Here is a 12,597-nt window from a genome sequence, read left to right as displayed (position 1 = left end):
CGCTCGCATACGTGAGCCAAGATCAACGACAGAGGGGCCGGCTGCTGGTTTTGGCCGGCCCTTCTGCTGTCGGCAAGTCGAGTGTTGTCCGACGGCTTCATGAACTTTTACCCGACCTCATGTTCAGTGTGTCCGCGACGACCCGGGATCCACGGGCCGGAGAAGTCGATGGACGTGACTACCTCTTCGTCGGGCCGCAGGAGTTCGACCGGCTGATCGAGGCCGGTGAACTGCTCGAGTGGGCGGAAATCCACGGTGGACTGCAGCGGTCGGGCACACCGGCGCGCCCGGTTTTCGACGCGATGGAACAGGGCAGACCCACTCTGGTCGAGGTCGATCTGGCCGGTGCGCGCAATATTCGCCAGGCCGTACCAGAGGCCGTGACGGTCTTCCTCGCGCCTCCGAGCTGGGACGTTCTGGTTTCCCGGTTACGCGGGCGGGGTACCGAAAGCGACGAGGTCATCAAGCGCCGATTGGAGACCGCACGCGCTGAACTGGACAGTGCGGATGAGTTCGATCACGTCATCGTGAACGACGAAGTCGACTCGGTCGCCCAAAAGTTGCTATCCTTGCTGGTTGAATCCCGTTTGAATAATTCGTAGGAGAATTGTGAGCAGCTTGACCCAACAGGACGAGTTCATCGGCGAGGTCGACGCGACTGCGTACGACACACCGCTGGGCATCACGAACCCGCCGATCGATGAGCTGCTGGAACGCGCTTCTTCGAAGTACGCATTGGTCATCTTCGCGGCCAAGCGGGCACGTCAGATCAACGATTACTACAACCAGCTCGGCGACGGGATCCTCGAGTACGTCGGACCGCTGGTCGAGCCCGGCCTGCAGGAAAAGCCGCTGTCGATCGCCATGCGCGAAATCCACGCCGACCTGCTCGAGCACACCGAAGGCGAGTAATTCCACCGCAGTTCGGCGAAGGCGAGAGTTCGTGGGCGAGAAGGTCAGTACTACGCGTAAGAACATCGTCATCGGAGTCGGTGGCGGGATAGCCGCGTACAAGGTCGCCTCGGTGATCAGGCATTTCACCGAGTCCGGCCACCATGTCCGGGTGATCCCGACCGAGGCGGCGCTGAAATTCGTCGGCGCCGCCACGTTCGAGGCCCTCAGTGGCAACCCGGTCAGCACCGCTGTGTTCGATGATGTGCCACTGGTTCCACACGTGCGCCTCGGACAAGAGGCGGACCTCGTCCTGATAGCACCCGCGACTGCCGATCTGATGGCCCGCGCGGCCGGCGGACGAGCCGACGATCTGTTGACCTCCACACTGCTCACCGCTCGCTGTCCGGTCGTGTACGTACCGGCGATGCACACGGAAATGTGGGAGCACCCAGCAACTCAGGCGAATGTGGCGCTGCTGCGCGAGCACGGCGCCACTGTTCTCACCCCCGCGTCGGGGCGGCTGACCGGCGCGGACACCGGGGCCGGCAGGCTTCCTGAGCCGCAGGAAATAGCGCTTCTCGGCGATGTGCTGCTGGAACGGCCGGAGGCACTCCCGTACGACCTGGTAGGTCTCAAGTTCTTGATCAGCGCAGGCGGGACCCGCGAACCGCTCGACCCTGTCCGCTACCTGGGCAACCGTAGTTCCGGCAAGCAGGGTTATGCACTCGCCCGTGCGGCCGCCCAGCGCGGCGCCCAGGTGACCCTCGTCGCCGGTGCCACCGCAGACCTTGCCGATCCAGCCGGTGTCGAGGTGATCAGGATCGCCACCGCGGCGCAGCTGTCGGAGGAGATCAGCAAGCGTGCTCCGGAGACCGACGTGGTGATCATGGCCGCCGCGGTCGCCGACTTCCGTCCGGTGCACTTGTCCGGTGCCAAGATCAAGAAGTCCGACAAGGGACCCGCTCCCATCGAATTGACCACCAACCCGGACATCCTGGCCGGCCTGGTGAGGGCCCGCCGCGCCGGGGAGATACCCGACACGACCTCGATTGTCGGTTTCGCCGCGGAGACCGGCGACGAGCATCACGGGGTACTGGACCACGGCCGCGCAAAGCTCGCCCGTAAGGGTTGCGACCTGTTGGTCGTCAATGCCGTCGGGGACGGTAAGGCATTCGGAATGGACCACAACACCGGCTGGATACTCGCCGCCGGCGGTGACGAGACGGCACTGCCGCTCGGCTCCAAAACACTCATGGCGAGTCGAATACTTGACGCGATCACCGTTCTGCGCCCAGATGGTGGGGGCACAGATGGTCGATGTAACTGACACCTTCACCACTGTGTAATTTGAGGTCCGCGGGTTTTCGCGCACCGTGCCGCCAGGACAACCGTTCCGAGAGGAAATCCATGACCGATTCCCGTTTGTTCACCAGCGAGTCCGTCACAGAAGGCCACCCCGACAAGATCTGTGACGCGATCAGCGACTCCATCCTGGATGCGCTGCTCACCGACGACCCACGTGCCCGGGTTGCGGTGGAGACCCTGGTGACCACCGGTCAGGTCCATGTTGCCGGCGAGGTGAACACCACCGCCTGGGCGGACATCCCCAAGATCGTGCGCGAGAAGGTTCTCGAGATCGGCTACGACTCGTCGGCCAAGGGTTTCGACGGCAACTCCTGTGGCGTCAACATCGCGATCGGTGCGCAGTCGCCGGAGATCGCACAGGGCGTGGACAACGCCTACGAGTCCCGTGTCGAGGGCATCACCGAAGACGAGATCGCACGGCAGGGTGCCGGTGACCAGGGGCTGATGTTCGGTTACGCCACCAACGAGACCCCCGAGTACATGCCGGTGCCGATCGCGCTGGCCCATCGCCTCGCCCGGCGCCTGACCGAGGTGCGCAAGACCGGGGTGCTGCCGTATCTGCGGCCGGACGGTAAGACCCAGGTCACCATCGAATACATCGACGACAAGCCGGTGCGGCTCGATACGGTCGTCGTGTCCACCCAGCACGCCGCTGACATCGATCTGGAAAACCTCCTCACGCCCGACATCCGTAACCAGGTCCTCGAGTCGGTGTTCAACGATCTGAACCTTCCCACCCTCGACACCAACGACGTGCGACTGCTGGTCAACCCGACGGGCAAGTTCGTCCTCGGCGGTCCGATGGGCGACGCCGGACTGACCGGTCGCAAGATCATCGTGGACACCTACGGCGGCATGGCCCGTCACGGTGGGGGTGCGTTCTCGGGCAAGGATCCGTCGAAGGTCGACCGCAGCGCCGCCTATGCGATGCGCTGGGTTGCCAAGACAGCCATCGCCGCAGGGCTGGCCGACCGCATCGAGGTGCAGGTCGCGTACGCCATCGGTAAAGCTGCTCCCGTCGGGCTGTTCGTCGAGACCTTCGGCACCGAGCACGTCGATCGCGCCAAGATCCAGTCGGCGATCACCGAGGTGTTCGATTTGCGTCCGGGCGCCATCATCCGTGACCTGGACCTGCTGCGGCCGATCTACGCCCCGACTGCGGCCTATGGCCACTTCGGCCGTACCGACATCGACCTGCCCTGGGAGCACACCGACCGCGCCGAGAAGCTGAAGGCCGCTGCCGGCCTGTGAGCGCCGTGGCGTAAACGCCGCGGCATGAGCGCAGTCAAGCAGGGGCGCGAACTCGCGCCGCAGTTGCCGATCGCCCGGGTTCTCCCAGTACTCGGGCTTGCTCATCTGGATCGTCCGTTCGACTACCAGGTGCAGACGGATCAGCATCTGGATGCACAGCCGGGTGTCCGGGTGCGGGTCCGGTTCTCGGGACGACTCGTCGACGGGTTCATTCTCGAGCGCATCGAGGCCAGCGATCACCCGGGCAAACTCGGCTGGCTCGAGCGCGTGATCTCCGCGGAACCGGTCCTGACCCCTGAGTTGGCCGTGCTGGCGCGCGCTGTCGCCGATCGCTACGCGGGGACGATGACGGACGTGCTGCGACTGGCGATACCCGCCCGCCACGCCCGGACCGAGCAGGTGGTCGGTCCACCGCCCGGTACCCCCAAGCCTCCGACGGTCGATCTGGACGCCTGGGCGGTATATCAGCACTCCGATTCGTTTCTTGCCGCGATTGCGGAAGGCAAAGCTGCCCGAGCTGCCTGGCAGGTGCTGCCAGGAGAGGACTGGCCGGCCCGGCTGGCGGAACTCGCGTGTCACACCGTCGTCAACGGGCGTTCCGCGATCGTCGTCGTCCCCGACCAGCGAGACCTGGTCCGGTTGGAGGCGGCCTGCGAACCGCTGCTCGGCGACCGGGTGGTGTCGCTGTCTGCGGGGCTGGGTCCATCGGCGCGTTATCGACGCTGGTTACGTGCTCTCCGGGGGCAGGCGTCGGTGGTGATCGGCACACGCAGCGCCGCGTTCGCGCCGGTGCCCGACCTCGGTCTCATCGTCGTCTGGGACGACGGCGACGACAGCCTCTGCGAACCCCGGGCGCCCTATCCGCACACCCGCGAGGTCGCGGTGATGCGTTCACACTCCGAGACCTGCGCTCTCGTGCTGGCCGGCGCGGCGCGCACAGCGCAGACCCAAGCCCTGGTCAACGCGGGGTGGGCACACGACCTCACCGGTGCACGCGCCACGGTCCGGAAGCGCACCCCGAGGGTCCAGGCCTTGTCCGATGAAGACAACCGGATCACCCGTGACCCACTCGCCCGATCAGCGCGGATCCCGGCCGTCGCGTTCGATGCCGCCCGCGCTGCGATCGCTGCGGACGCGCCGGTGCTGTTCAGCGTCCCCCGGAGGGGGTACCTACCGTCACTGGCGTGCGAGCGTTGTCGCGCACAGGTTCGGTGTCGGCGCTGTCACGGTCCGATGCAGGCGGATGGGCCCGGTGCCGCCGGCGGCGCCCACGCGGGTTCGGTCGGCTCGCTGAGTTGCCGCTGGTGCGGACACCCTGAAGCGAACTTCCGTTGTGCGGAGTGCGGATTCACCAAGGTGCGTGCGTTGACGACCGGTGCCCGTCGCACCGCCGAAGAATTGGGACGTGCTTTCCCCGGAGTTCCGGTCTTGACCTCAGGCGGCGACAAGATCGTCGACGCGGTCGAAGGTGGGGCGCGAGTGGTGGTGTCGACTCCCGGCGCTGAGCCGGTCGCCGACGGTGGCTATGGCGCTGTGATTCTGCTCGACACCTGGGCTCAACTCGACCGTCCCGAACTCCGGGCCGGCGAAGAAGCTGTCCGGCGTTGGCTCTCGGCCGGGCTGCTCGTACGCCCACACGGTGACGGCGGCGCGCTCGTCATCGTCGCCGATGCGGGACTCGCGCCCGTCCAGGCCGTGATCCGCTGGGACCCCGTCGGGTTCGCAGAGCAGGAACTGTCTCAGCGGACAGAATTGGCGTTTCCGCCTGCGGTGACGATGGCGTCCATCGATGGCGAGGGTCCGGCGATCCTCGCTTTCGCTGAAACAGTGGAACTGCCCGCGGGCGGGGAACTGCTGGGCCCCGTCGAATTACCACCCGGCGTCAGGCTGCCTTCCGGGCTCAATCGCGACGAGGTGTCCGATCCGCAGCGGATCCTGCTGCGCTGCAGCCGCGCTCAGGGACGCGAATTGGCCGCCGCACTGCACGCCGCGCAGGTCGCGCGCAATGCGCAGCACGAATCCGCGCCGATCCGAGTCCAGATGGATCCGCCCACCATCGGATAATCAACTCGCTCACCAGGGTGATGGCCCCCCCCGACAGGATCTTTGTACTGGGCCCACCACCGCGATAAAGGCCGTTCTCCACGCGAGCGCCAGCGAGCCAACAAGCACAGGGGTGAGGCAACAACGCGAATGGGTTCCCGCGGACCGGCCAACTACGCTGTTGGCTGGCCGTGACGAATGTTCGGCAGGGACAGACCATGGAGGATTCATATGCGCGTGGTGTTCGCGGGCACCCCGGAGCCTGCGGTCGGTCCGCTGCAGGCTCTGCTCGATTCACCTCGACACGAGGTGGTCGGCGTGATCAGCCGCCCCGACGCCGCTGCCGGACGCGGGCGCAAGGTGACCCGCTCGCCGGTGGCGCAACTCGCGGACGACAACGGTGTGCCCGTCATCACTCCGCGGAAGCTGGCTGATCCGGATTCGGTCGCGCAACTCGAGGAGTGGGCGCCCGAGTGCATCCCGGTGGTCGCGTATGGCGGACGGGTGCCGGCGTCACTGCTGGACCTGCCGACCCACGGGTGGATCAACCTGCACTTCTCGCTGCTGCCTGCCTGGCGGGGCGCCGCACCGGTGCAAGCGGCGATCGCTGCCGGCGACGAGATGACCGGGGCCAGCACGTTCCGTATCGAGGCGGGCCTCGACACCGGGCCGGTGTTCGGGGTGGTGACTGAGCGTATTCGCCCCGATGACACCGCGGGAACGCTGCTGACCAGGTTGTCGGAGTTCGGTGCCGGGCTGCTGACAGCCACTCTGGACGGGCTGGAAGACGGTGAGCTGATCGCTGTGCCGCAGCAATCAGAAGGCGTCAGCACAGCTCCTAAGATCTCCATCGACCACGCTCGGATCCGATGGGATCTTCCGGCACACCTGATCGATCGGCACATCAGGGCGATGACACCCGCTCCCGGCGCGTGGACGACACTGGACGACCTCAGGGTGAAGGTGCTGGCGGCGTCGGTGGTGCGGGCCGGTGACGACGAGCCGGCGCCCGCGGCAGGGGAGCTGCAGGTCACGAAAAAAGCCCTACTCGTCGGGACCAAAACCGATCCGATCCGACTGGACACCGTCCAGCCGCAGGGCAAAAAAGCGATGGCGGGCGCCGACTGGGCGCGAGGTGCCAGATTGACCAACGAACAGGCACTGACATGAACCAGCCAACAGATCAACGCGAACACACACCTATCGACCCGGCACGCGTGGCCGCCGTCGATGTCCTTGCCGCGGTCCGTGAACGCGATGCCTACGCCAACTTGGTGTTGCCGAAGATGTTGCGAGACAGGAAGATCACGGGCCGAGATGCCGCTCTTGCGACGGAGCTGACCTACGGGACGTCGCGTGCTGTCGGGATGCTCGACGTCATCATCGCCGAGGTCGCCAAGCGTCCTGTCACCGACATCGACGGTGCGGTGCTCGACGTCCTGCGGCTCGGCACCTACCAGTTGCTGCGCACCAGAATCGGGGCGCATGCGGCCGTATCCACCTCAGTGGATCTCGTCCGTTCCCGCTCGGGCCACGGCCCGGTGGGATTCGCCAACGCGGTGCTGCGCAAGATCTCTCAGCGTGACGAAGACCTGTGGGTGCAGTCGCTGGCGCCGTCCATCACGGACGACCTCATCGGGCACCTGGCTTTTCAATACGCTCATCCCCGCTGGATCGCGGAGGTGTTCAACGAAGCGCTCGGTGGTTCGGCCGGCGCACTGCAGGCTGCACTCGCTGCGGACGACGAACGTCCGCTGACCCATCTGGTGGCCCGGCCGGGAATGATCACGGCCGAGGAATTGGCGCTGATCACCGGCGGTGAGGTCGGTCGGTACTCGCCGTACTGCGTATATCTCGACGGCGGCGACCCCGGCGACCTCGAGCCGATTCGCGAAGGTCTGGCAGGGGTGCAGGACGAGGGTAGTCAGCTGGTTGCCCGGACCTTGGCGCAGGCACCGCTCGAGGGGCCGGATACCGGTCGCTGGCTGGATCTCTGTGCAGGCCCGGGGGGAAAGGCTGCGCTGCTCGGGGCGTTGGCCGAGATCGAGGGCGCCAGGGTCGACGCCGTCGAGAAGGCGCCGCACCGGGCGGAGCTGATCAGCAAATCCACCCGCGATCTACCGGTCGACGTGCACGTCGCCGACGGTCGCGACACCGGGCTGGACCCGGGATTCGATCGAGTCCTCGTCGATGCACCCTGCACCGGGTTGGGTGCGCTGCGACGCAGACCCGAGGCGCGATGGCGTCGGAATCCGGAGGATGTGGCGGAACTCGTCGTGCTGCAGCACCAATTGCTCAGCTCCGCGATCGAACTGCTGCGTCCGGGTGGGGTCGTGGTGTACTCGACCTGTTCACCACACCCGGAAGAGACCGCGGGAGTTGTGGATCGGATCGTCGCCGAACTCCCCGTGACCGCGCTCGACACCCGTGCTCTCGTTCCCGCAGGCATCGAGGGACTCGGATCCGGACCCTATGTGCAGTTGTGGCCGCACCTGCACGGCACCGATGCCATGTTCTTCGCGGCGTTGCGCAAGAACTGACGGGCTCGGTGGCGCCATGCGACGCCCACCTGGTTACCGGCACAACCAACAGTCGGGTTGTGGTCTGACGGGTCGACCGTGCCGAAAGCGGTCCACCTTAGGATGACAGTCATGCAGACGCCTCCGATGATCGCGCCGTCCATTCTGTCCGCCGACTTCGCGAAGCTCGGTGCCGAAGCCGATGCGGTCGCGGGTGCTGACTGGTTGCATGTGGATGTGATGGACGGCCATTTCGTCCCCAACCTGACGCTGGGGCTGCCGGTGGTCCAGAGCTTGCTCAAGAGCACCGACATCCCGATCGACTGCCACCTGATGATCGATGATCCGGGTCGCTGGGCGCCGGGGTACGCCGAGGCCGGGGCGTACAACGTGACGTTCCACGCGGAAGCCACCGACGACCCGATCGCGGTGGGCCGCGACATCCGGGCCGCTGGAGCGAAAGCAGGACTCAGCATCAAACCCGGCACCGACCTCGATCCGTACCTCGAGATCCTCAAGAGCTTCGACACGTTGCTGGTGATGAGCGTCGAACCGGGATTCGGTGGGCAGTCGTTCATCCCCGAGGTACTCGACAAGGTGCGCCGGGTCCGGTCGCTCGTGGACTCGGGTGAATTGCGGGTGCTCGTCGAGATCGACGGTGGCATCAACGCCGACACCATCGAACAGGCCGCCGAGGCCGGAGTCGACTGCTTTGTCGCCGGGTCGGCGGTCTACAACGCTGCCGATCCCGCTGCTGCGGTGCAGTCGTTGCGCGCCCAGGCGACCAGCGCGCGCTGATTTCATGACCGACGTCGACGGCGCCATGACGCGGGCGATCTCCGCGTCGCTCGGGGCTCGCGGGATCAGCTCACCGAACCCGCCGGTCGGAGCAGTCATCCTGGACGCCGACGGTGCGGTGGCCGGGATCGGGCATACGAGTGCCCCTGGCGGTGCCCACGCCGAGGTGAACGCCCTGTCGCAGGCAGGCGCCCGTGCCGCGGGTGGTACTGCGGTGGTCACCCTCGAACCGTGTAATCACACCGGACGGACCGGGCCCTGCACCGAGGCATTGATCGCCGCGGGCGTGCGCGCGGTCGCGTACGCCGTTACCGATCCCAATCCACTCGCCACCGGCGGTCATCGCCGGCTCGAGGATGCGGGTGTGCTGGTGCAGGCCGGCGTCCGGGCGACCGAGGTGAGTTCGGGCCCGTTGCGGGAGTGGCTGTTCCGACAGGAGCACGGGCGTCCCATGGTCACGGCCAAGTTCGCGGCTTCCGTCGACGGGCGAATCGCGGCCCCGGATGGCACGAGTCAATGGATCACCGGCGATGCGGCCCGCGCACGTGTGCATTCCGAGCGGGCTCAGCTTGACGCGATCATCGTCGGCACCGGAACTGTGTTGGCCGATGACCCGACGCTGACTGCGCGACACCCCGACGGCTCGCTGCACCGGCACCAGCCGCTGCGGGTGGTGGTCGGACTGTCGGAGATCTCGCCGCAGGCACGGATCTTCAATGACGACGCCCGCACGCTGGCGGTGCGTGAGCGCGATCCGAACCGGGTCCTCGAAGCCCTGGGTGATCTGACGAATGTCCAGATCGAGGGCGGGTCCCGCTTGCTGGGCGCTTTCTTTGCGGCCGGGCTGGTCGATCGCGTCCAGGCGTACATCGCGCCGCTGGTGATCGGTGGGGGAGCCGTCGCCGTGGTCGACGACACGGTGCAGACCCTGACCCAGGGCCACCGCTTTTCGACCCACAGTGCCGAAACCTTGGGCGACGACATTCTGCTCACCCTGACCGCAACCCGCTGACCGGCGCAGTCTTGGTGTTACGCCTGCTCAGCTGCCATGGTCGGTGTGCTAGCGTCGATGGTGGAAGTTCTCGGGGCGGGGTGTGATTCCCCACCGGCGGTAAAGGCGAATGATCCGATCATTCTCTCAGCCCGCGAGCGCCTTCACCACGGTGGAGGGTCAGCAGATTCCGGTGAGATCCCGGAGCCGACGGTTACAGTCCGGACGTGAGAGAACGCCACTGATGTGTCGCCCAGACGTGTCATGTGCCGCCCTGAGATCGCGCAGCGATTGAAGGAGTAGGCGATGTTCACCGGGATCGTCGAAGAACGCGGCAGCATTGTCGCGCGGGAAGATCTGACGGATGCGGCACGGTTCACCGTCCGCGGGCCCCTCGTCACCAGCGACGCCGGCCATGGCGACTCGATTTCCGTCAACGGTGTCTGCCTCACGGTCGTCGACATCCTTGCCGGCGGCGAGTTCACCGTCGACGTGATGGGCGAGACCCTGCGCCGCAGTTCACTGGAAGCCGTAGGACCGGGTAGCCCGGTGAACCTGGAGCGGGCCATGCCCGCGAACGGCCGGTTCGGTGGGCACATCGTGCAGGGCCACGTCGATGGGGTCGGCACCGTCGAATCGGTCAACACGGGCGAGAACTGGACTGTCGTGCGCATCGCGATCACCGGGTCACTCGCCCGCTACATCGTCGAGAAGGGGTCGATCACCGTCGACGGCGTGTCCCTCACTGTTTCGGCGGTCGGGCCGGACTGGTTCGAAATCTCACTCATCCCAACGACTCTGACCTTGACGACCTTGGGTGCCGCTGCCCCGGGCGTGGTGGTTAACCTGGAAGTCGACGTGATCGCAAAGTACGTCGAACGGCTGGCTTCGATCGGAGTGGAGCGATGAACAACACTGCAGACAAGCCACAGGGGCTGTCCCAGAGCACCAGGTTCGACACGGTCGAGCGGGCGATAGCCGACATCGCCGCAGGTAAGGCTGTTGTCGTGGTCGACGACGAGGATCGTGAGAACGAGGGCGATCTCATCTTCGCGGCGGAGAAGGCGACCCCCGAACTCGTCGCGTTCATGGTCCGGTACACCTCGGGCTATCTATGCGTGCCGCTCGATGGGGCCGACTGCGACCGGCTCGGACTGCCGCCTATGTACTCGGTGAACCAGGACAAGCACGGGACGGCGTACACCGTCACCGTCGACGCCCGCGTGGGCATCGGCACCGGGATCAGTGCGTCGGATCGGGCAGCGACGATGCGTCTGCTCGCCAATCCGGAGAGCACGGCAGGCGACTTCACGCGACCCGGACATGTGGTGCCGCTGCGTGCGAAGGAAGGTGGCGTCCTGCGCCGCCCCGGCCACACCGAGGCCGCTGTGGATCTCGCCCGGATGGCCGGTCTGACGCCGGCGGGCGTGATCTGCGAGATCGTCAGCCAGAAGGACGAGGGCGACATGGCCCAGACCCCCGAGCTACGTGTCTTCGCCGACGAACACGATCTGGCGCTGATCTCCATCGCGGACCTGATCGCGTGGCGTCGTCGTCATGAGAAGCACGTCGTACGGGTGGCGGATGCACGTATCCCCACCGCACATGGCACGTTCCGGGCCGTCGGCTACACCAGCATTTACGACGAGGTCGAGCATGTTGCTCTGGTTCTGGGCGACATCCCCGGCGCCGACGGTGAAGGCAACGACGTTCTGGTCCGGGTCCACTCGGAGTGCCTGACCGGTGACGTCTTCGGCTCACTGCGGTGCGATTGCGGCCCCCAGCTCGACGCTGCGCTCGAGATGGTCGCGCAGGAGGGCCGCGGGATCGTGCTCTACATGCGCGGTCACGAGGGCAGGGGTATCGGATTGCTGCACAAACTGCAGGCCTACCAACTGCAGGACGCAGGTTCGGACACCGTCGATGCGAACCTCGAGCTCGGCCTGCCCGCCGATTCGCGTGACTACGGTCTCGGTGCGCAGATCCTGGTCGATCTCGGCGTCGCCTCGATGCGACTGCTCACCAACAACCCGGCCAAGCGAGTCGGGCTCGACGGCTACGGCCTGCACATCACCGACCGTGTGGCGATGCCGGTACGGCCGAACGCCGAGAATCTTCGCTATCTGCGCACCAAACGGGATCGGATGGGGCACGACCTCGTCGGGCTCGACGACCCGCACGGAACCGACACCGGCGGGGTGCAACCGATCAACATCACTGGAGGAAATCCCGCATGAGCGGTGCAGGCGAACCAGAACTCGAACTCGGAGATGCCAGCAAACTGCAGGTGGCGATAGTCGCCTCGCAATGGCATTCCACCATCTGCGAATCGCTGCTCAGCGGCGCCACCACGGCGGCAGCCAAGGTCGGTGTCGATGAGCCCACCATTGTTCGGGTCGCAGGTGCGATCGAACTCCCGGTCATCGTGCAAGCCCTTGCCCGCAATCACGATGCCGTCGTCGCGCTGGGCGTCGTGATCCGCGGTGAGACGCCACACTTCGAGTACGTGTGTGATGCGGTCACCAGCGGACTCACGCGCGTCTCGCTGGACGAATCGACGCCGGTCGGCAACGGAGTGCTCACCACCAACAATGAACAGCAGGCGCTGGACCGGGCCGGGTTGCCCGATTCCTCGGAGGACAAGGGCGCCCAGGCGGCCACGGCGGCCATCGCCTCCGCGTTGACCCTGCGGGCACTCTCGCGTGGCGAGTACCACGCCGGCGTCTGATGAGCGCG

At 66.3% G+C, this 12,597-nt stretch carries 12 protein-coding genes and 1 riboswitch; all 12 genes read left to right on the top strand.

Annotation, left to right across the window (positions count from 1 at the left end):
* Positions 1–44 precede the first annotated feature (44 nt).
* The 12 genes from gmk (at position 45) to ribH (ending at position 12,589) form a co-directional block, all read left to right on the top strand.
* Positions 45–602: a guanylate kinase gene (gene gmk / locus DFR67_RS02095; RefSeq protein ID WP_211324917.1), complete on the top strand. Its 558-nt coding sequence runs from the start codon at positions 45–47 to the stop codon at positions 600–602.
* 7 nt (positions 603–609) lie between these two features.
* Positions 610–912 carry a DNA-directed RNA polymerase subunit omega gene (gene rpoZ, locus DFR67_RS02090; RefSeq protein ID WP_110467723.1) on the top strand — a complete coding sequence of 101 codons (303 nt, stop codon included), beginning with the start codon at positions 610–612 and terminating at the stop codon, positions 910–912.
* Between the two features lie 31 nt (positions 913–943).
* Positions 944–2,221: a bifunctional phosphopantothenoylcysteine decarboxylase/phosphopantothenate--cysteine ligase CoaBC gene (gene coaBC / locus DFR67_RS02085; RefSeq protein WP_110467722.1), complete on the top strand. Its 1,278-nt coding sequence runs from the start codon at positions 944–946 to the stop codon at positions 2,219–2,221.
* A gap of 80 nt (positions 2,222–2,301) precedes the next feature.
* Positions 2,302–3,510, top strand: a complete 1,209-nt coding sequence (gene metK / locus DFR67_RS02080; protein ID WP_110467721.1) for a methionine adenosyltransferase — start codon at positions 2,302–2,304, stop codon at positions 3,508–3,510.
* A 24-nt stretch (positions 3,511–3,534) separates the two neighbouring features.
* On the top strand, positions 3,535–5,574 hold the full coding sequence (locus DFR67_RS30385) for a primosomal protein N' (protein ID WP_158539875.1): 2,040 nt from the start codon (positions 3,535–3,537) through the stop codon (positions 5,572–5,574).
* Between the two features lie 210 nt (positions 5,575–5,784).
* Positions 5,785–6,723 carry a methionyl-tRNA formyltransferase gene (fmt, locus tag DFR67_RS02070; RefSeq protein ID WP_110467720.1) on the top strand — a complete coding sequence of 313 codons (939 nt, stop codon included), beginning with the start codon at positions 5,785–5,787 and terminating at the stop codon, positions 6,721–6,723.
* The gene (locus DFR67_RS02065; protein ID WP_110467719.1) at positions 6,720–8,093 is read left to right on the top strand and encodes an RsmB/NOP family class I SAM-dependent RNA methyltransferase; all 1,374 of its coding nucleotides are present in this window, start codon (positions 6,720–6,722) and stop codon (positions 8,091–8,093) included. The genes fmt and DFR67_RS02065 overlap by 4 nt, the downstream gene beginning before the upstream one ends.
* 111 nt (positions 8,094–8,204) lie before the next feature.
* Positions 8,205–8,870 carry a ribulose-phosphate 3-epimerase gene (rpe, locus tag DFR67_RS02060; RefSeq protein ID WP_245937657.1) on the top strand — a complete coding sequence of 222 codons (666 nt, stop codon included), beginning with the start codon at positions 8,205–8,207 and terminating at the stop codon, positions 8,868–8,870.
* Positions 8,871–8,874: 4 nt separating this feature from the next.
* Positions 8,875–9,882: a bifunctional diaminohydroxyphosphoribosylaminopyrimidine deaminase/5-amino-6-(5-phosphoribosylamino)uracil reductase RibD gene (ribD, locus tag DFR67_RS02055; RefSeq protein ID WP_110467718.1), complete on the top strand. Its 1,008-nt coding sequence runs from the start codon at positions 8,875–8,877 to the stop codon at positions 9,880–9,882.
* A gap of 62 nt (positions 9,883–9,944) precedes the next feature.
* Positions 9,945–10,102: riboswitch (FMN riboswitch) on the top strand.
* A gap of 65 nt (positions 10,103–10,167) precedes the next feature.
* Entirely contained in the window at positions 10,168–10,770 is a 603-nt protein-coding gene (locus DFR67_RS02050; protein ID WP_110467717.1) for a riboflavin synthase, read from the top strand.
* Entirely contained in the window at positions 10,767–12,098 is a 1,332-nt protein-coding gene (locus tag DFR67_RS02045; RefSeq protein WP_110467716.1) for a bifunctional 3,4-dihydroxy-2-butanone-4-phosphate synthase/GTP cyclohydrolase II, read from the top strand. The genes DFR67_RS02050 and DFR67_RS02045 overlap by 4 nt, the downstream gene beginning before the upstream one ends.
* Positions 12,095–12,589 carry a 6,7-dimethyl-8-ribityllumazine synthase gene (ribH, locus tag DFR67_RS02040; RefSeq protein ID WP_110467715.1) on the top strand — a complete coding sequence of 165 codons (495 nt, stop codon included), beginning with the start codon at positions 12,095–12,097 and terminating at the stop codon, positions 12,587–12,589. The genes DFR67_RS02045 and ribH overlap by 4 nt, the downstream gene beginning before the upstream one ends.
* Positions 12,590–12,597: the final 8 nt, after the last annotated feature.

It is taken from the genome of Williamsia limnetica, from assembly GCF_003217475.1.
GTDB classification, from domain to species: Bacteria; Actinomycetota; Actinomycetes; order Mycobacteriales; family Mycobacteriaceae; genus Williamsia; species Williamsia limnetica.
The sequence above is the reverse complement of the archived record's forward strand: the minus strand, read 5'-3'. Positions and strand labels throughout refer to the sequence as shown.